This window comes from Pedobacter miscanthi, from assembly GCF_032678605.1.
Taxonomy (GTDB): Bacteria; Bacteroidota; Bacteroidia; order Sphingobacteriales; family Sphingobacteriaceae; genus Pedobacter; species Pedobacter miscanthi_A.
Map to the genome: position 1 here is coordinate 69,512 of NZ_JAVTSU010000009.1, position 20,399 is coordinate 89,910.

Annotated in this window: 17 protein-coding genes; 8 read left to right on the plus strand and 9 right to left on the minus strand. The window is 38.5% G+C overall.

What is annotated here, in order from left to right:
• Positions 1 to 116: 116 nt before the first annotated feature.
• The 9 genes from R2R28_RS14575 to R2R28_RS14615 form a co-directional block, all read right to left on the minus strand.
• A complete protein-coding gene (locus tag R2R28_RS14575; protein WP_316826415.1) occupies positions 117 to 1,310 on the minus strand; it encodes a FecR family protein in 1,194 nt (397 codons plus the stop codon).
• 75 nt (positions 1,311 to 1,385) lie between these two features.
• Complete coding sequence (locus tag R2R28_RS14580; RefSeq protein WP_316826416.1) at positions 1,386 to 1,997, minus strand: RNA polymerase sigma-70 factor; 612 nt, start codon at positions 1,995 to 1,997, stop codon at positions 1,386 to 1,388.
• Between the two features lie 201 nt (positions 1,998 to 2,198).
• Positions 2,199 to 2,771, minus strand: a complete 573-nt coding sequence (locus R2R28_RS14585; RefSeq protein ID WP_316826417.1) for a hypothetical protein — start codon at positions 2,769 to 2,771, stop codon at positions 2,199 to 2,201.
• Positions 2,771 to 4,063: a hypothetical protein gene (locus tag R2R28_RS14590; protein ID WP_316826418.1), complete on the minus strand. Its 1,293-nt coding sequence runs from the start codon at positions 4,061 to 4,063 to the stop codon at positions 2,771 to 2,773. Before R2R28_RS14590 ends, R2R28_RS14585 begins: the two co-directional genes overlap by 1 nt.
• A gap of 1 nt (position 4,064) precedes the next feature.
• A complete protein-coding gene (locus tag R2R28_RS14595) occupies positions 4,065 to 4,799 on the minus strand; it encodes a type III pantothenate kinase (protein WP_316826419.1) in 735 nt (244 codons plus the stop codon).
• Positions 4,800 to 4,954: 155 nt separating this feature from the next.
• On the minus strand, positions 4,955 to 5,935 hold the full coding sequence (locus R2R28_RS14600) for a DUF6427 family protein (protein ID WP_316826420.1): 981 nt from the start codon (positions 5,933 to 5,935) through the stop codon (positions 4,955 to 4,957).
• 517 nt (positions 5,936 to 6,452) lie between these two features.
• A complete protein-coding gene (locus R2R28_RS14605) occupies positions 6,453 to 7,454 on the minus strand; it encodes a glycosyltransferase family protein (protein WP_316826421.1) in 1,002 nt (333 codons plus the stop codon).
• Between the two features lie 20 nt (positions 7,455 to 7,474).
• Complete coding sequence (locus R2R28_RS14610) at positions 7,475 to 8,329, minus strand: UDP-2,3-diacylglucosamine diphosphatase (RefSeq protein ID WP_316826422.1); 855 nt, start codon at positions 8,327 to 8,329, stop codon at positions 7,475 to 7,477.
• A 678-nt stretch (positions 8,330 to 9,007) separates the two neighbouring features.
• Positions 9,008 to 11,518, minus strand: coding sequence for a YfhO family protein (locus tag R2R28_RS14615; protein WP_316826423.1), 2,511 nt, complete (start codon positions 11,516 to 11,518; stop codon positions 9,008 to 9,010).
• A gap of 129 nt (positions 11,519 to 11,647) precedes the next feature.
• Between R2R28_RS14615 and R2R28_RS14620 the strand changes: the two genes are divergently transcribed.
• From R2R28_RS14620 to R2R28_RS14655, 8 genes are all read left to right on the plus strand, one after another.
• The gene (locus R2R28_RS14620) at positions 11,648 to 12,730 is read left to right on the plus strand and encodes an alginate lyase family protein (RefSeq protein ID WP_316826424.1); all 1,083 of its coding nucleotides are present in this window, start codon (positions 11,648 to 11,650) and stop codon (positions 12,728 to 12,730) included.
• A 65-nt stretch (positions 12,731 to 12,795) separates the two neighbouring features.
• On the plus strand, positions 12,796 to 13,302 hold the full coding sequence (locus R2R28_RS14625; protein WP_316826425.1) for a GbsR/MarR family transcriptional regulator: 507 nt from the start codon (positions 12,796 to 12,798) through the stop codon (positions 13,300 to 13,302).
• A gap of 243 nt (positions 13,303 to 13,545) precedes the next feature.
• On the plus strand, positions 13,546 to 14,361 hold the full coding sequence (locus tag R2R28_RS14630; RefSeq protein ID WP_316826426.1) for a DUF393 domain-containing protein: 816 nt from the start codon (positions 13,546 to 13,548) through the stop codon (positions 14,359 to 14,361).
• A 4-nt stretch (positions 14,362 to 14,365) separates the two neighbouring features.
• Positions 14,366 to 15,289: a TIGR01777 family oxidoreductase gene (locus R2R28_RS14635; protein ID WP_316826427.1), complete on the plus strand. Its 924-nt coding sequence runs from the start codon at positions 14,366 to 14,368 to the stop codon at positions 15,287 to 15,289.
• 401 nt (positions 15,290 to 15,690) lie between these two features.
• Positions 15,691 to 16,155: an SRPBCC family protein gene (locus R2R28_RS14640; protein WP_316826428.1), complete on the plus strand. Its 465-nt coding sequence runs from the start codon at positions 15,691 to 15,693 to the stop codon at positions 16,153 to 16,155.
• Positions 16,156 to 16,828: 673 nt separating this feature from the next.
• A complete protein-coding gene (locus R2R28_RS14645) occupies positions 16,829 to 18,367 on the plus strand; it encodes a hypothetical protein (protein ID WP_316826429.1) in 1,539 nt (512 codons plus the stop codon).
• A gap of 27 nt (positions 18,368 to 18,394) precedes the next feature.
• The gene (locus tag R2R28_RS14650; RefSeq protein WP_316826430.1) at positions 18,395 to 18,733 is read left to right on the plus strand and encodes a hypothetical protein; all 339 of its coding nucleotides are present in this window, start codon (positions 18,395 to 18,397) and stop codon (positions 18,731 to 18,733) included.
• Between the two features lie 17 nt (positions 18,734 to 18,750).
• Positions 18,751 to 20,394: a hypothetical protein gene (locus tag R2R28_RS14655; RefSeq protein WP_316826431.1), complete on the plus strand. Its 1,644-nt coding sequence runs from the start codon at positions 18,751 to 18,753 to the stop codon at positions 20,392 to 20,394.
• The last annotated feature ends 5 nt before the right edge of the window (positions 20,395 to 20,399 follow it).

Consider the following 20,399-nt stretch of genomic DNA (forward strand, 5'->3'; position numbering starts at 1 on the left):
TTGGTTCTAGTGATTAGTTGATGGACAGTTAACTTGGTTGCTTTAATCAAAACCGGTTGCGTTGGTAGCGCAATCGGTTTGCTTTTTTTTTTGTAATTATTTACATAGGCGAATTTTTAATGGTTTATCTTAATGGTATTATTGGTGATCTGAAATTTTATATTTCCTGTTTTTTCCAGCATACGTAATACTGCCGAAAGTTTTTCATCTCTGGAGATGAAAATATTGTACCTGGTTTCAGGAAGGTCGTTATAATCTACTTTTACGTTATACCACCTGGATAACTGCCTTAAAATATCTTTCAGGTACATATCCTCACAGCTAAAATCTCCATCTTTCCACGAAACTGCTTTTTCAGCATTAACTTTTACCACTTCTAAATGGCGGCCGTTCATGGAGACAGCCTGTTCGCCAGGGCTTAAAATTTTATGTTCGCCGGTTACCTGTTCTTGCACATCAACTTTGCCTGATACAAGCGTGGTTCTAAATGCAGGATCATCATTATATGCACTGATATTAAACTCTGTTCCAAGCACTTTAATAATTTGTTTTGGCGTTTCTACATAAAAAGGAATGCGATTGTTATTTAGCAATAGTTTTGCTACTTCAAAATAGGCTTCACCGGTAAGCGCTACTCTACGTTCTTCATGAGCAAACTTTAAGGGATACTTTAATGATGAGCCGGCATTTAACCATACCCTCGTTCCATCAGGCAACAAAACTTCATATTTGGCCCCGTTTGGCGTAGCAAGTACGTTATATCCTGAAACATCGCTATTGCTTTGGCTGCCTGTAATTTCATATACCAGTGCCCCATCTTTCGCCCTTTTTATTTTTATTCCTTTATCGCTAAATACAGCGTTGCTGTTATCTGCAGTAAGTGCAACAGATGATCCGTCTGCCAGGGTCAGAATTGCCTTATCAACACCCGGCTGGGCATCATTTATCAATGCTGTTTTTACTTTGACCTGATCTTGTTGTTTATTATACCGCCATACCGTAAAAGATAAAATGCAAATGATTGAGGCTGCTGCTGCATATTTAAAAAACAGCATAGAAAAATATGGCTGTTTAGTTTGCCCGGCAAAAATATTTTCGTGGAGGTAACGATCTGTTTGATTAAAAATCTCCGCTATTTGGATTTTCTCTTCAAAATGTGGAGGAGCATCTTTTTTGAGTTCATCAAGGATCAGCAATTTCAGGTCGGTTTTTAACCCATCTTTACCAAAATACGCTAATAATGCTTTTATTTCTTCAGCGGTACACTTATTATCGAGGTATTGCTTAAATAAGCTGGAAATCTCCTGCATGTTAGTTTGTTTCTTTCAAGCTAATACGCTCGAAAAGAAAAAACCAACTACTTTAATTTAAATTTTTATTAAAAATTATTTAATCAGGAGCAAAATCAACATAAAACTAACCTCAGAAAGGTTTGTCTTCAAGATTTTCGTTGCTTTTACAATATGATTATTAACTGTTGCTGTAGAAATATTTAAAATTTCGGCCACTTCGTTATAACTTCTCCCTTCTACCTTGCAAAGCATAAACACTTCACGACATTTTGGAGGAAGTTGCTCAATGAGATTTTTTATGAGGTTAAAATCTTCTTTTAAATGCAAATCATGTTCAATCGGATTATATTCTTTACCAATAGAAAGCATAATTAATTTTTCTTCGAGCTTTTTATCCCTTGAGGCCTTTCTGAAAAAATCATAAACTTTATTTTGGGCAATTCGAAAAATATAATTTTCAAAAGATTGGGTAGTATCAATGGCAGATCGGTTACGCCATATGGCAACAAATACTTCCTGAAGAATATCAGCAGCAATTTCTGTAGACTTTGTTAGTTTAAGGATATTTGCAAGTAATGGTACCCTATACTTTTTATAAAAAAAATCGAAAGATTTACTATCTCCTTCTTTTAACCGAATAAGTTGTTCAAAATCTACAACCAAAACATGATGTTTGTCAACTGGTTCTGCTCCAAAATTTACCATACCTGTAAAGGAATAATTGAGTGGTTAACAATAAATTTGGGATGATTATTCTATTGTTGTAAAATCAAGAATCCAACAATGTCCTGTTTTATATAAATAGAGAAACTAAGATATAAAATAATAATAAATAACAGTAATTAAATCATTATTTTAAAAACCAGATGGGTTTAAGCCTAAGAAAAGTATAGAAAGAAGATTGAGTTAAGGTGCTACACCTTCTTTCATATTTAACTCCCCGTTACCACTATCCATTTCGTAAGTGCTAAAATCCTGAGGGGCTTTAAAATTAATCCCTTCACCTATGCTGCCATCAGCGCCCTTAACATACACACGCTGATTGGAAAAGAAGTATTTTTTTGATTCGTCCCAGATCAGTTCCTGAGAAGAGAAAGTATCACCTTTGCTGTTCTTTACCACAACGTTTTTCCTGAACTCGGTTTTAAGCTCTGCATCTTTTCTGATGGCATAATCGCAAACCAGGTTTCCATCAATGGTTCCGTTCGGATTATAAAAATCGATATTTACACCTTTAACCATTTCCTGATAAGAACTCCCGTTAGCTGGGGTAACCTTATCCATTATTGGGGCATATCCTTTTGCCTTTACCCTTGCCGAATCGCTATAGGTAATATCAACACCAATGGTCCTGTCGCGCGATAGAATTGTTTTATTTACCGCAACTGAACTTGCATTTTTTAAATCGTCGTCTCCACATGATGCCAGAAACAAAGGCAACAACAGAAACAGACCATATAAAAATGTTTTCAGTTTCATTAGTCAACCCTGTACTTACGGAACCAGGTATCGTTCAAAGTAAAGCCTAAGTGAAAGTTAATGTATTGTTCTTTTACCAGATTATTGTTTAAAGTTCCCCTTTGTCCAACCTCAGTGGTAAAATTGATTTTATAAAATGCAGTGCCACCAGTTGCTGTAGGTAACGGGAAACCAAAGCCTAATGATGCACCCATTTGTTTAATGTCCTGATTGTTGATCTGGATATAGGTTTTATCGTAGCTTACGCCCAAACGGTAATCAATACGTTTTAAGTAACTGTTATAAGAATAGGCATCAGGCGTCCACTGGCCACCTAATGATGCACCCCAGCTATCCTGCAAGCCTTGATTTACACCGTTTATGCTGGTTTTAGACCATTTGCTCATTCTGAAATCGGCACCAACCAGCCACTTATCGTTCTGCTGGATTGCGATACCAAAATTATGTGTTAATGGTAAAGTAAGATTAGATTTTCCATTATTGATTGAACTTAAAGTATCAATCGCTGTATTTTCGTTTCCATCCTGATCTCTGGTATACTGAGTAGCAAAGAAGGTTTGTGTAGAGTTTATTTTGCCCGAAGTGCTACCTGAATAACCTAAAGTAACCAATGTTTTTTTGCCTACGTTAAAATCGTATTGAATACCGTAAGAGTAATTCAAACCGGCTACACTGTTTTTGTTCTGAAGTTTAGCGTTTAAAGCACCTACCGACTGGAATTCGGTTGCGCGGGTAGTTTGCAGGTTACCAAAAATGTATTCTAAGTTACCACCAATCCTTAAGTGATCGCCAAAACGGTAACCATAGCCTAAATAAGCTTTTGATAAACCACCTTCACCTTCATAAAGCTGATTTACTGTTGTGGTATCAACTTTTGTTGTGTTTTTATAAGAATAACCTAGATCAGAATAGGGTAAGATGCCAAAACTCAGGGCCGATCTTCTGGTAACCGGAGCAGCAAATGCCAGGTGACTAAAAGTAGAGTTAAAGCTCGATTCGCTTAAACTTCCCCTGGTTAAATTGGTTGTACCTGCACTCATACCAATATCAATGGTGGTTAAGTTAATACCTGCATATGATGCCGGATTTTGCATATTGATATTATTGAAACCGGTAACTTTGCCTACAGCAGTAGAAATTCCGCCCATTGCCCTAAATTGAGGCAATAAAGATCCTTTTATATTTCCGAGCCCATATCTTGAATATGGTGATGATGTGGTAACCTGTGCCTGAGCACCAAAACCACAAACTAGAACGAGTATGGCTGCAATATAATTTATTCTTCTGTACATTTTAATCTGCAATAGCTTCATTTAATCCTTTTAATACCAGGTATGGATCTTTTATAATTTGAGGCGCAAAGATGCTGTTTTGTAATTGCTTATACAAAAAATTAGCATCGCCACCCGTTATAATCACCTTTAAGGCACTTTCTTTTTTATTATTTAGGGCAATAAAGCCTTCAATTTCATTTATTATCCCTTGTAAAACACCGTTTTTAATGGCCGATAAAGTATCGGTTCCATCCGTTATGCCTTCACTTTCATCCCATTCTACCAGTGGCAACCGGCCGGTAAATTCGTGTACTGCTTTAAAACGCATTTTTATACCCGGGCTTATACTTCCACCAAAATACTCTTTCGATCGGCTTAAAGCATCATAAGTAATACAAGTTCCGGCATCTACCACCAAACTTGCGCTTGCAGGGTATAATCCGTTTGCACCCAAAACTGCTGCCCATCTGTCTAATCCTAAAGTAACGGGTGTTTTATATCTGTTTTGCACGCCGTTGCTCAATAGGGTTGAAAAACGGATGTACTCGGTATGCTTTTTTAAAAATACTTCCAGCGGACCAATTTCCTGGTTTACACTGCTGATGATGGATTTTGCCGGTGAAAATTTTTCAATCAACTGCGCTAAATCAATGATGCCAAGTTTATTGAAACGCTGATGGTGAACAATTTCCTTATTTGCAAAAACGGCAACCTTGGCAGCAGAATTTCCAATATCAATGCTTAACCTGCGCATTTAAAATCTCCTCCTGCAAATAATATGTTCTTTAGAAATTCCAATGACTCCATTTTTTATCCATCTGATTAAAACCCAAAAGGCTTTAATTCTAAAATCATGCACAAAGCTATTAATCTTTGTCAAGTTTCGTTCTAGTTATTTGTTAAAAAAGGTTAAACAAACAGAAAATACTGTATGGAAAGCACAAATAAAAGGAACAAAGTTTCGTAAAACCAGCGTTTTTTTGCGTTGCTGAAATAGTAGGCCAGCAGTACCGATCCGGGTGGTACGCAAAGCAGGAAATGCCATGTTCTGAAATCCGGTTTAAGGTAAAAGCTGGCTGCCGAAACAATAAACATAAAAAATAACAGCTGGAAGCTTTTCCTTGTACTGATAAAACTCCTGAAGAAATTTTCGCGTAACTGTAATGATGCCAATATAATAATTACCGCTACCGGAATCAGCACCAGGTAATCGTTATAATTGATTTTAAAAACAGAAGGAAACTTATTGCTGAGTGGTTTCCAGATCTGATAAAAAGAGCTCAAATTATCATTCCAATAGTAAAATACCGCCAGGAAAAAGAACACAGTAATAAAGCCGATTAATCCGGCCACCCACTCGCGCCAGTTAAAAGACCTGAAAAGCAACAGCGCCAAAAAGATCATCAGCAGCATCACCATAAAAGGAAAATAAACCAATGTACCTATGGCGATAATCATCCCGATATCAAACACAGTGTTGATTGAATTGGCGCTTTTACCCAGTTTTAGAAATTTATCGATAATCCAGATGAGTAAAAAATTGCAGATCAATGCCGGCGATAGGATCATGAAGGGCATAAACAAACTGGTACCGGTAATGAACATTAATCCAGGCAGAAAACTGGGTTTACCCAATAAATTGTGGTTGTTTATAATTCTGTTAAAAATTAAGGCTTGTATATAAACCAGGATCCCCGCAATAAAAATATTGGTTTGCGGCGTAAAGGTGTTATCCAAATCTACATTGATCAGCAGCCTGGCGAAAGGCTCTAAAAAATCGAAGTTTAACTGCGCAGGTATTTCGTAAAAGATAGCCATACGCAAAAAAAACGTATAAGCCAGCAATAATACGAGGTTAATTGGATTTAGCTTTCTAAACTGATTAATCATGCCTTTTTAAAGAGTAGGCAAAGTAAAGAAAATAATTTAAGAGTAACCGAAGAAAGATAAAAGGGGGAAGACTGAAGGGGAAAGACTAAAGAGAGGATTTATAGTCAGATATTTATAGAATAGTCAGTCAGAGCGGAGTCGAAGAGCGTTTGATAGGCAAAAAGCGGAAAGACTAAGACTAAAGCGGAGGGCGGTAAACGGAAAGATTAAAGAAAGGAGTTTTATTATTTTTTGAAAAGCAGGTTCCAGTTCTTTTCGATTACGGTAGTCCTGCCGCCCGCTTTATCCCGATGAAAAAATCGGGATGCCCGCTTCTGTCAGGTTTAGATAACATTTTAAGATGCAATAAATTAGGATTATTTGCTAGAAGTTAAACAGTAACTTAACAAAACTTACATTTTCTTCTATTTCTTATATGGTTCAAATGACGATTGGTTACAACGGTATCGTTTAATTAAAAGATTCTTCACTAAGTTCAGGATGATAAAACTAGTCTAATCAATTCTGGACTAAAGACTTAGGACTCCGGACTAACCCTACTATATTTCCTCACCATATCGTCAATTATCTGAGCCGTTTCATCCGGGAAATCAAATTCATGCTTTTGTGGATTTTCTACCCAGTTTTTAATAATAGGAAGCCAGTTACGGGTACTGCCCCAAATTACAGGCAAACCAAACTGTTTTAAAGCGTAGGCGTTACACTGCTGTTCGAACTGAAAGCGCATAGGTGCAACCAACAGCTTTTTCTTTAAATAAAGTGCTTCAGCAGGCCCTTCAAAGCCGCCTCCGGTAAACAAACCTTCGCAGGTGGCCAAACTTTGATTAAACTTTTCGTTGTTAACAGGCTCTACAAAAACATTGTCCTGTTGATAAGCTACTTTACTATGCTTAGAAAAAACCTGCCAGGTAACGTCAGGCAATTGGGTAAAAAGCTTTACCAAACGTTTATCATCAATAGCCGGAAGATATACGGTATAATGACCTAGATTTTCACTTTTCAGGTTTCTGATCTCCGCCCTGATTACCGGAGTATGGATAAAGGTATCGTAACGGTCGAAATGAAAACCAATATGGTATTTTGTCGGCGCATAACGGCTTAAAATCAGCTTCCCCCAATCTAAAGTCCTCGGGCGGGGTACTCTTTTCGATTTAAATGCCGCCTGGTGACTTAAGGATACGCATTCTATGCCCTGCAGTTTACAGGCCCAGGCACTTACCGGCTCAAAATCGTTAACAATTAAATCATATTCTTTAAGCGGAAGCTGTTTCATGTCTTTCCTAAAACGGAAAAGATTCATGTTTAGCCAGGTTTTATAATGATCTACACCACCTTTTTTTCCAAAAATGAAACTGAATCCATGTAGTTGGTATTTTACAGGCTGGCTCAATTTTACATCGGCCTGCGTTCCACTGACTAAAATATCCAATTCGCCATATTTTTGAAGCAAAGGAATAATTTCCCTCGCCCTGCTGATATGACCGTTTCCTGTTCCCTGTATTGCGTAAAGTATCTTCATTTATGCCCGAATATCTAAAATTATTGGGCAATTTCATATTTTATATTCTGTAAAAGAATATTAATATCCAGTTTGCTTTTTAAATCTTCAGCATCCGAAAGGATTCCTTCGTCTAATTCATCCTTTGTAAAATGCTGATGCTCATATTTAAATATTGTCCAATTTTGATCCTGATATTCTAAAGCAGTTAAACTTTCTACCCAGTCGCCGCTGTTCAGATAAGTTACTTTTCCGTCATCGGTTACAATTTCGCGTTGTTCTGCCTGGTGTATATGGCCACAAACTACGTACTGGTAACCTTTCTCAATTGCGAGCTCAGCCGCCGTTTGTTCGAAACTATTAATGAATTTAACAGCATCTTTAAACTTTGCCTTAATTTTTTTCGAAAAGCTCATTTTTTCCCTTCCAAATGCAGTAAGCACCCAGTTTACAAAACTATTGATCAGGATGAGGGTATCGTAACCTACGGCACCCAGTTTGGCAAGCCATTTAGAATGCTGCATGGTAACATCAAAAACATCGCCATGAAAAAACCAGGCTTTTTTACCATCCAGTTCTAAAATAAGCTTATTTTGAAGGTGAAATGTCCCCATTTCCATCCCGTCGAATTTGCGAAGCATTTCATCGTGATTTCCGGTGAGGTAATGCACCTGAACGCCCTCTGAAACAAATTTCATCAATTTACGGATTACTTTCATGTGCGATTCGGGCCAATAACTTTTACTAAACTGCCAGATATCGATGATATCGCCGTTTAAGATTAATGTTTTTGGCTTAATGCTTTTCAGATACTTTAAAAGTTCTTTTGCATGACAGCCATAAGTACCTAAATGCACATCGGAGATTACGACTACATCTACATTTCTTTTATCCATAAAAGGGAAATTTTAGGGGGAAGGGTATTATTACCGCCCGGTTAAAGCAGTTTAGAGATAAATTAACCTGGTTACCATTCTTCTTCCTCATCGAGTTTTACCTCAAAAGGGCTAAAGAAATAAAGTACAACAATTAATAAACATACGGCAAAGAATGACTCTAACATATCACCTGATTTTTCACTACAAAGATAAGACACTGTATATCAAACAAATGTTACGACATTGTTAAATTTTAGTTTGGCGGTTAATTAGTTCAGTAGTTCATTTGCCATTGGTTTATGGGTAAAGCAAACTGCCAATTCAAAACCGGGTATTGGTTAATCGGTTAACTGAAGCCAAAGTCGTCTTCTCGACCGAAGCGCAGCGAAGTGGAGAGATCTATTTAGACAGATGCGAAGAAAAGTCGTCATTGCGAGGAGGTACGACGAAGCAATCTTAAAGCGCATGCCAGTAGCGGTCGTTGTAAGGATTGCTTCGTGCCTCGCAATGACGATTCCCCGCAGCTGAGCATTTCTTCAAAATTATCTTTTCTCTACTGGTTTTTATAAAATAAATTATCCCTCAGGATCAAAAACCGAGGGAAATTTTCTGTGTTTCCGTGGCAAAAAAACAAGGGCAACAAAAAACCCCGCAAGAAATAAATCCTACGGGGCGTAAATTTATCTAGAGAAAAAATTAAGCTTTAACGGCTTTCTTTTTCTTCTTTTCTTCAGAATAAAACCCGAAACCTAAGCCAGCCAATAACAAAATCGATCCTGCTAAAGAGATTTTCTCACCAGCGTAATAAGATGTTGGGTGAAAAATAAATTCGAGTTTATGGTTACCTGCTTCAAGCTGTGCTGCACGTAAAACGTAATCGGCCCTGAAATATGGTTTTTCCACACCATCGATAAACATTTTCCAACCCTTGTTGTAATAAATCTCCGAGAATACTGCAATTGCATCTTTGGAGGTAGAATATTCGTAGGTTAAATGATCAGGATTATAGTTGGTTAATTTGATAAAACCTTCCTGTCCGGTTCCTAAACGTTTGGTATCCATTGTATTTTTGAAGCTTTCATCAACAATGGCTTCCTTTTTAGCATCGAAACTGCTGATGGCTTTCATTTCTTCATCGGCATTTTTAACAAACTGCACACTTTCAACAAACCAGGCATTGCCCGCAGCGGTTGCGTTACGTTGCATTTTATACGATCCGTTTTGAGGATCCTGGGTAATGATGTATTTGGTATTTAGCATATCCAATACATCTTGGTTGATACTTTTGGTCAGCTGGTTATCTACCAATTCCTGAAAACGTTTTAACCTTGCCGAGTGGAAACCACCAACAGTTTTATGGAAATAAGATGTTTCAGCACTTTTAAAAGGATCGCCTAATGATAAATCGAAAACCCTGAAGTTTGGATCTTTATCGGCCGAGATAAAATTATCTACATCTCTTGGTTGATAATGATTATCTAAGTCAGATTTGCTTACAAAATTCTGGTTATTTAAATAACGACGGTCTACCTGCCATAAATCTACTAAAACAAACAAAGCCAATAAGCCAAAGGCCAATTGCATATTCATTTTTTTGGTGATGAAAGCCCAGGTAATACCAAAACCAATGGCAATGAATATTAAAGTACGTAAAGCATCGGTACGGGCTAAACTTATTCTATCTGCTTTAACCGCATCTAAAATTTGAGCGGTTAACGAGGTGTTATTTTGTAATATCTGGTTTAACCAGGTGGTTAACTGGGGTTGCGATGCGTTGGTAAAGCTAAAAAATGCTGTTGGCGCAACAGCAACCAAAAGGGCAAAACCACCGGTAATTCCGGCTGACCAGGTAAGGCGCTGAACCAGGTATTTTTGATCATACTTGCCATCCTGTGCTTCCTTAACAGCTAAAATGGCCAATAAAGGAACCAATAAACCCACTACAGCAAGAATAGATTCTACTGCTCTAAACTTATTGTACATTGGCAAATAATCAAAGAATATATCTGAGATTAACGGAAAATTCTGTCCGAATGAAAGCAATAACAATAAAATACTACTTCCCAATATCCACCATTTCCAACGGTGTTTAACAATAAATAAACCAAAAACGAACAAGAAACAAATGATAGCACCAAAATAATATGGGCCAGAGGTACCCGGCTTATCTCCCCAATAATTCGATCCTACATTTTGTGCAATGGCATTTAAGGCTTTCTCCGTATCCTGACCATAAACAGGGCCAATTACATTTGATACCGTACCATCCTGCAAAATTTTAATAAATTTCCCGTTAGGATCTAACTGGCCACCACTTGCCCCACCATATAAATTCGGGATCAGAAAAGTAAAACTCTCGCCAACACCCTGGCTCCATTGGTAAGCATATGCCTTATCCAAACCATTTGCTGGTTCGGCTTTATCGGTAGTTAAGTTAGATTTACCGCGGATGGTTTCTTTACCATACTCGTAAGTGGTCCATAACGTACCCGCATTAACCAACACCGCCAGGAATAAACCAGCTACGATATAAGCAATTGATTTACCAAAAGTGGCAACCTGTTTTGCTTTAATCGCGTGGTAAAGCTCAATACAACCCAAAATAAACAGGGCAATAAACAGGTAATAGGTCATTTGGATATGGTTCGAACGAATCTCCAAAGCCATAAACAAGGCGAGTAAACTACCCCCCACCAAATACCTGCCCCTAAGCGTGAGGATAATAGCGGCTAAAATAGGAGCGAAGAAGCCAATAGCCAAAGCTTTATTGCTATGCCCGGCTGCTATAATGATAAAGTTATAGGAGGTAAATGCAAAGGCAATGGCACCCGCAGCTGCCAGCCATGGATTTATTTTTAGTACACAGAATAGTAAATATGCGCCCAAAAGGTATAATAAAACCGTACCTACAGGATCAGGAAATACACCTTTAATTACATCAATACCATAAGTGGTAATGTTAAGCGGGTACTGCACCCAGATTTGGTAAGCCGGCATACCGCCAAACATCTGGTTGGTCCAAAGTGGTCCTTTACCATCTTTAGCCTTAATATCCATAATTTCCTTCTGCATGGCTTTGGCCTGCAAAACATCGCCCTGTTGCGGCGCTTTACCCTGTAAAACAGGACTGAAGTAGGCAAAAGTGATGACTACAAAAAATGCAATAATGGCCAGGTGTATGCCATTTTTATTAAACCAGTTATTCATTAAGGTTTGTTTAAGTTTAAACGAACGTCAAAAATAAAAAATTGGGCGGTATAAAAAAGGAATAAATTAAATGCGTGCTGAATAAAAAATTAGATTTGTAGCAAAGAATAAAAATTCAACCCATTTATTATGAGAAAGTTTGTTGTCACCATCGCGCTTGCTTCGCTATACTTTGCTTCGTTCGGGCAGATTGTAAGTTTAAATACCACTGAAACCGAAAAGCTTAAAAACGCCGTAAAAAATGATGAAGAATCCAAAAAACTGTATCAGGGCTTCGAAAAATCGGCTTTAAAATATTTGAATGAACAGCCTAATCCTATTGACACCATTAGAACGGAAGGTTTATTGAAAGGAAATCCGAAGAAAGTGAAAACCCAGCAGGCCCTGGCTGATATGAACAAAATTTTTGCACTGGCTTTACAGTACCGGATGACCACCGAGCAAAAATATTTAAACAAATGTGTAGAATTTCTTTCGGCATGGGCAAAAACGAACAAAGCCAACGGAGATCCTATCGATGATACCAACTTAGATCCGGCGGTTGAAGCTTACGACCTGATCAAAGCCGACATCCCGGCTACAGACAAAAAACAGATTGAGCAATGGCTGAACGAAACAGCCTGGGCAGAAATTAACAGCAAAAGGATGAAACCCGGTAAGGGCACCGCTGTTAACAATTGGAATGCGCACCGCTTAAAAGTAGTTGGCGAAATCGGTTATGCGCTCAACAATCAGGAATTAATTAAATGGACCATTGATAACCTGAAAAGCCATATCAACATTAATTTATATGCTGACGGAACGAGCCTGGATTTTAAAGAACGTGATGCCATGCATTATCATATTTATGATCTTGAACCGATGCTGAAACTGGCGATTATGATCGACAGGGCAGGCGGCGCAAACTATTATACTTACGAATCGCCTAAAGGATCTTCAGTCAAAAAATCGGTAGAGTGGTTAATCCCGTATATCAATGGCGAAAAACAGCACGAAGAATATGTAAACACCAAAGTTAAGTTCGATCGCGACCGGGCAAAAAACAATGAGCCGGGTTTTGCGCCAGGAAGTATGTTTAAACCGGGTTTAGCCTTGCCTGTGTTAAGGTTGTCGGTTTATTTCGACCCTTCACAAGCCGATCTGTTAAAAAAGGTAAGTGGTGACTCGAACAACTGGCAAAGGGTACTGGAAGAATTAAAGCATAAACAATAAGTATTTTCAAATTAAATAAAGTTTCAATAATTTTTGAAAGTTTAAAAATAACTTTATATTTGTGTATGGAATTAGCAGCAGCAAAATTAAAATTTATAGAAGCCTGGGGCAAATTAGGCTCAGAATGGGGAATTAACCGCACGATGGCCCAGGTACATGCATTGTTGTTAATTTCGGCAGAAGCATTAACCACCGAAGAAATTATGGAGCAGTTGAGTATTTCGAGGGGAAATGCCAATATGACCCTCCGCGACCTGATTGGTTGGGGGCTGATTGAAAAGCAACATAAAGCCGGCGAACGTAAAGAATATTTTTTTGCGGATAAGGATGTTTGGAACATTGCCCGTCAGGTTGCCAAAGAACGCAAAAAAAGAGAACTTGAACCTGTTTTAAAGGTATTGAACGAACTCTCGTCTGTAGATGGCGATGAAAAAGACCCGGAGTATATTACCTTCAAAAAATCGATTAAAGACATTAATAAACTGGCCGGAAACGTAGATAAAACTTTAGAAACCATGTTAAAAGCAGAAGAAAGCTGGTTCTGGGGTTCGGTGTTGAAGGTGTTTAAGTAGGGAGTATTAAGTAGCAAGATTATAGTATCAAGTAGCAAGACTAATAAAAAAGTCCGTCATTGCGAGGTACGAAGCAATCTTACAACGGTAGCAGGAAAGTGATGGTAAGAAAGAAGTAGCAAGACATGCGTACCCTAACCGCTAACACTAATCCATAAACCCAAAAAAGCCTTACCAATAGTTCGGCTTAATTTTTTAAATCAATGTTTCATATTTTACTGAAAGTATTAAAATTTAAATAAGATGAGAACGCTTAAAAACCATGTGATTTTATTTGATAATGAATGCCCAATGTGTTACGCCTACACCAAAGCCTTTGTAAAAACAGGAATGCTGGCCAGTGATGGTCGCGAGGCTTACCAGGAGATGGCGCAGAATATTTGTCCATTGGTAGACCGGCAGCGTGCGGCCAATGAAATCGCGCTTGTAAATACTGAAACTGGCGAAGTTATTTATGGTATTCAAAGCATATTCAAAATTATTGCGCACGCCATGCCCTTCTTTAGGCCATTGTTTTTGTTCGGTCCGTTTATTTACCTGATGCGTAAATTTTATGCTTTTATCTCTTACAACCGCAAAGTGATTATTCCGGCTGCCGTTAAAGAAAATACGATACAACCTACTTTTAAAGTCCATTACCGCATAGCATACCTGCTTTTCACCTGGTTGGTTACGGCTTACATTTTAACCGGTTATGCACATTTGCTAACCGATTTTGTACCCTTGGGAAGCAAATACCGCGAATATTTAATCTGCGGCGGACAAATATTTTTCCAAAGTGCCATCATTGTTTTTTACCGGAAAGAAAAACTTTGGGATTACCTGGGCAATATGATGACCATTTCTTTTGCCGGTTCATTATTGCTGCTGCCAGTGCTGATTTTGGCAAAGTACTTTGACGTACAACCTGTCTTTTTTATCCTTTATTTTTTAATGGTTGCCGGATTGATGTTTTTGGAACACATTCGCAGGAGCAAATTATTAAAACTGGGTTGGTTGATGAGCATGAGCTGGGCGCTTTACCGCTTAATGGTTTTGGGATTAATCTTTTTATTATAACATCATGAAATACGGAAAAATTGTACTCGCAGGTGGCAATGGTTATTTAGGTAATGTATTGGCCAAACATTTTAGCAGTCTGGCTAATGAAGTAATTATTCTGGCCAGAAAACCAAAGGCTGATAATGGCAATATTAAAACCTTGCTATGGGATGGAAAAACGATGGGCGATTGGGCAAATAATTTATCAGGTACCGACCTGTTGGTGAATCTTTGCGGCAAAAATGTAAACTGTAGGTACACCGAAAAGAATAAAAAGGAGATTTTCGATTCAAGACTGATCCCCACCCGTTTACTGGGTGAGGCGATCAAAGAAATGGAAAACCCTCCGAAACTTTGGATTAATATTACCTCTGCAACCATTTACCGTCATGCGGAAGACAGCCCACAAGATGAGTTTACGGGTGAAATTGGTGCCGGTTTCTCTATTGAAGTTTGCAAAGCGTGGGAAAATAGCTTTTTTGAAAATGAAACACCTCATACCCGGAAAATAGCGCTCAGGATGGGCATTGTGTTAGGTTTAAAAGATGGTGCATTTCCACGCTTGCTGAACCTTGTTAAACTGGGCATGGGTGGTAAACAGGCCAATGGCGAACAATACATGAGCTGGATACATGAAGATGACGCCGCCAGAAGCATGGAATGGTTGCTTAATCATCCAGAAATAAATGGCGTAGTAAACTGCACCGCACCAAATGCAGTTAAAAATGATGTTTTTATGCTTAGCATCCGGAAAGCTTATGGTCGTAATTTCGGCTTACCTGCTCCAGCATGGTTATTGGCCATAGGCGCTAAAATTATCGGAACGGAAACAGAACTGATATTAAAAAGCAGGTGGGTTAAGCCAGTTGTGTTGTTGAATAGTGGTTTTGAGTTTAAGTATGGGGAAGTGGGTGAAGCAATGGAAGCGTTGAGCGGGAAGCGATAAGTAAAGGGACTAGGTTTATTATGATACGTGCAATACTGTATTTTCTTTACCGCTCTTTGCCGCGGAGGCATTCTACTTTGGAGCGCCAAAGTAGCCAAAGCGCTTTGTCAATCCAACAATGGGCCTTTCACACGATCCCTACACACATCAAAAAACAGCGGCACTTCGTTTTGTTTGTCACAGCGGGTTGAAAGTGTTTGCAAGCTATTAAACACAAAACCACTGCGTTTAAGGCTTGGTACTGCTATTGGCTCTGTTTTGCAACTGTTTTTTGATTCGGCAGGCCCTTGGGATTGACGGCGTGCTTCGGTAGATGCAGTGGGGTTTTTAAAGCAAGTTAGCATAGTGCCTCAAACTATTCTTAAAAATATACCCGATAGATAAATACGCAAACGTTAATTATGCCTACCATCATTTTAAAAACATTGATTAATGCAACGGTTGAGCGTTGCTTCGATCTATCTAGAAATATCGATCTTCATATGCAATCTATGGAGCGCTCGCAGGAGCAGGCCATAGCCGGAAAGGTAAATGGATTGATCGATTTAAACGAATCAGTTACCTGGAGGGCCAAACATTTTGGCCTCTATTTCGAAATGACCAATAAAATTACAGCCTTAAAATATCCAACTTCCTTTACCGATGAAATGATAAAAGGACCATTTAAAAAACTTCATCATCAACACTTCTTTAAAACAATAGGCACACAAACCGAAATGACCGATGTTTTTGAGTTTAAAGCGCCTTTGGGTATTTTAGGCTGGCTGGCTGAAAAACTTTTCCTAATCCGTTACATGAAGCTGTTATTAGTAGAAAGAATTGAGGTAATAAAGCGTGATGCGGAAGGCGATAAGCGGAGAGCATAAAGACTAAAGCCGAAAGACCAAAAATCAGCGCTTTTTTCACCATGTTACATATTTAAGTACCATATAAGCCTACATGCCCTTTTATTACTCATATGCTAAAACCCTTTATGCGACTGAATAATGTCATTTAACAGCTTAGTTGTGCTCAGGTAACTAAGGTGGTAAATTAAACCACGCAATATTTATTTTTATAACCACCTGAGATCACCTGATTTTAGCGCATTTTTTTCACCATATAAGACATTTAAGGATCATATAAGCTTGACTGCTCTTTATATTCCTTAACCCCTTGTGTACAAATGTGAGACTGGCCAATGCCATTCAACAGCTTAGATGTGCTCAGGTGACTAAGGTGGTAAATTATACCCCAGTTTCTTCACCATATAAGACATTTAAGCACCATACAAGCTTACATGCCCTTATATTCCTTATATGGTAAAACCCTTTAAGCAATTGGCTAATGCCATTCAACAGCTTAGATGTGCTTAGGTGACTAAGGTGGTAAATTATACCACGCAATATTTATTTTTTATAATCACCTGAGTACCCAAAACATCATCTCAATTTTTTATTCCCATAATTTCCGCTTTACGGTTTTCCGTAAGGATTGCCGTTGCCTTGCCTATACTTTTGATCAGCTAAACAATACTAAAAGCATTAAAATGTATAAATTATGAAAACAGGCAATACCCTGAACTTTTTCAGGATAATGGGATTATTGGGCTTAATTGCAATTTCAGCATGCAAAGGTTCTGGAGGATCTAAATCAGAAGATCCGTTTGCTGCTACAAACTTCAATTTTTACGATCAGGATTTAGGCAAGCGTATCGAATTATACCATATCGCTACCACGCCGGGAAATGAAACTAAAAGAGGCATACCTGCGCTTTACATCGATTTTTCATCAGGTATAAACAAGGCATTTTCTGATCCGGCGATCAAAAGCATGATGTCGGCCTGTTTCAATACCATTCTGGCACAACAATTTGAAGTTTACAAATTAGGTTCTAACAAAATATCATTATTAAATGTAGCCAATACTACTGAGCTTGGGCAACAAGTAAGCGACCCTAAACAATATGCTGATATCTGGGCACCTTTGCAAGCAACAGTAGAGAAAATTGTTGCCGGCAATAGTGATGCGCTTCTGATTACCGATTTTGAGGAGTGGCAAAAAAACATAGAAGTTACCAATACCGCTTTTCTAAAAATCCCTTTCTCCAAATGGCTCGAAAAAGGAAACGCTGTTCACTTTTTTATTGCTGATTATAAAGAAGGCAAGGTGAGCAAACATCTTTATTTTACCATATTCAGCTGTGGCCATCCTGATGCAGGCAGTATGATTTCAAAACTCGAATCAAAACTTGCCCCTTCAACAACCAGGTTCGATTTATCGAACAGTGCTTACCAGTTATCAACAGCATATCCCTCTGAAAAATCAGGAGGCATTTTTTACGATGAAAGTGCAAAATCAGACAAAGCGAAAAATATACTCGATTTAAAAGAGGGTTACATCAACGGACTTAAAAACGGGCGCAATTTTGAGTTTTATCCACTAGGATTAGATTGGAAAAACATCGATCAGCTACACAGCACCTATGCAGCCCAGAATCAGTTTAACGATATCTTCAGGGAACTTTTCATCAACCCCAGCAATGATGATAGTTACACTTTCGGAAACTTCAGCGTAAAAGTTTCGGATGTAACCACCGATTTCGAAAATTTCGCAAAAGCAGAAGAAGCTAAAAAACACCAACCCAAATTAAGCAAAGGGAGTAATGGCGAGGCCAAGTTTTCTGATCAGGAAAAGGATGAAATTGCTCTGGTATGTTACAATACCGATGGGAAATTGAAAGCGCAATGGATTTACAAAACACAGGCATCAAATCAGCTAAATGAGGTTTTTACCTTAAACCAAACACTCTTTACCAATACCAGGGCATCAAATCCTAAACATGTAGAATTTGGCATTGCTTTCGACCCTAAATTCAGTGTAAGCAACATGCATAATCCTGAAGGCTTAGTTAGGGTAGATATTCTATCAAACACAGCTACCCCTAATTTACAGGGCACTAAAATGGCCAAATTTGAGTGGATTAATGCTAAAAACAGTCCAAATACAGCTTTGTCAGAATCTATTAAAACCACCTTACAGGAGCTTAAACCTGTAGATAAAGTAGTGTACTCCTACTACATCAAAACTCAACAGTAACCTAAAATTTTTAAAATAAATTCTAAAATGGAATCAACTTCAGCTTACATCATCTCGATCATCACCGCATTGATCTTTCTCCTGCTATCTGCCATCATTGCAAACGCCATTAAATTTGAAGGCGGGAGCAATCCAAAAGATCCGCAGGCCCGCAAAACCTGGTTTTGGATATTGGCCATCTTAAATCCTGCAGTATGCTTTTTATTAGGCTACTATGCATTTAAACCAGATGCAAATATCATGGTGGTAAATAACTACGTAACCGCCCTGGGCATTGGCACAGCTATCGGATTCATCCTCTACATCATCATCGGTTTTGTAATGAGCAAAATATTTACCACTGGCAAAATCGGACACTGGTTTTGATTTTTTAATAAGATATAATGGATAAATTATTCGTAATCGCCATAGGCGGTACAGGGATGCGCTGTTTAGAAGCCTTTACCCACCTGTGTGGCATCGGGATGTTCGACAACCAGGAAATTGAAATCCTCACGCTTGATACCGACCAAAATAACGGGAACAAAGGCCGGGTTGAAGAACTGATCGGCCTTTATAACCGGATTAAAACAACAGGCACCAGCGTAGGCGGAACACCAAATGCAAATACTTTTTTTTCAGCAAAACTGAATTTATACCGGTTTTTCACCAATTATGCCAGTCCGGGAAGGGAAACCTATAAAAATATCACTAAAATCACTACAGGTTCACCAGAACAACAAAAGGCCAATAAATTAATTTCCGACCTGTTTTTAGACAATGGTTCGGTACAGGAATTTGCTTTAGATCATGGCTACCGTGCACAAACCCACCTGGGTTCTATGCTGATGTACCATGGCATTGTAGAGGCAGCCAGGAATATTATTAAAGGTGCTGCGGTGCAATCGCAAGAAAGGGAACTGGATACTTTTATGGGCAAACTAGAGGGAGCAGGTGCTCACGCAAGGGTATTCATCTTCGGATCTATCTTCGGGGGTACAGGTGCATCATCTATTCCGGTAATCCCCAAAGCGTTACAGGATTTTGTAAAAATACGCTCTAATGGCAATGCCAGTATCGATTTTGCCAAGGCCAAATTTGGCTCTACCTTATTAACAGAGTATTTTACCTTTAATAAACCCGATGATAAACAGAAAGCCAGCAAAGCCAATAGCGTAATTGCCGATTCGTCGTTCTTTCCGCTAAACAGTCAGGCGGCACTGCAGTTTTACCAAAGCGACCCTACGGTGCAGAAATGTTATAAACTACTTTACCATATCGGCTGGCCGATAGAAAGTAAAAAAATTGATGGCAACAATGTTTCCAATCAGACCATCACGGGTGGTAGCGAACAAAAAAATCCATGCCACATTACAGAGCTTTTATGTGCCTGTGCCGCTTACGATTTTTTTACCCGGAACGATGGCTTTAACAGTGCAAAAGCAGATTACCTGTATAAAGCGGTAGAGTTTAAAGATAATTCGTTCAACTTTTCTTTTGACGACTTTATAGGGAATGAAAATAAATCGGGCGAAATCTTTGTAAACAAACTCGGTGCATTGTTCTCCCTGGCACATATTTCATTAACCAAAAACGGTGGTGCTTTTGATGATGCCGGTATAAAAGGTTTTATAAAACAATGTGAAAACCAAAAACTCAACCAGTACAGTACCATTACCGATGCGGAGTGCAAAGATATAAACGAATATTTCAAGCTATTTGCCTACACCTTTAAAGATGCCAAATTTATACCCGGCTGGCTTTACCAGGTGAGGAGTTCTGTTGCGCCGGGCAAGTTCCTTTTTGATAGCAAAGCATTCCCGGATAATCCTACTGAACTAAAAAAACTGGATGTTGGCACCATTTTCCTCGATGAAAAGCACCATTGGAGTAAAGGAGGGCTTTTTAGGGACCGCTATGACCTTTTTGTTGAAAAACTGATCAACACCAACCCAAAAGATGAGCAAAAAGTAAATACCACCAAGGAAAAATTCCTTGCGCACATTTTTAATGCACTCACCATTTCACAAAACTTCGATATAAACTAAAGATC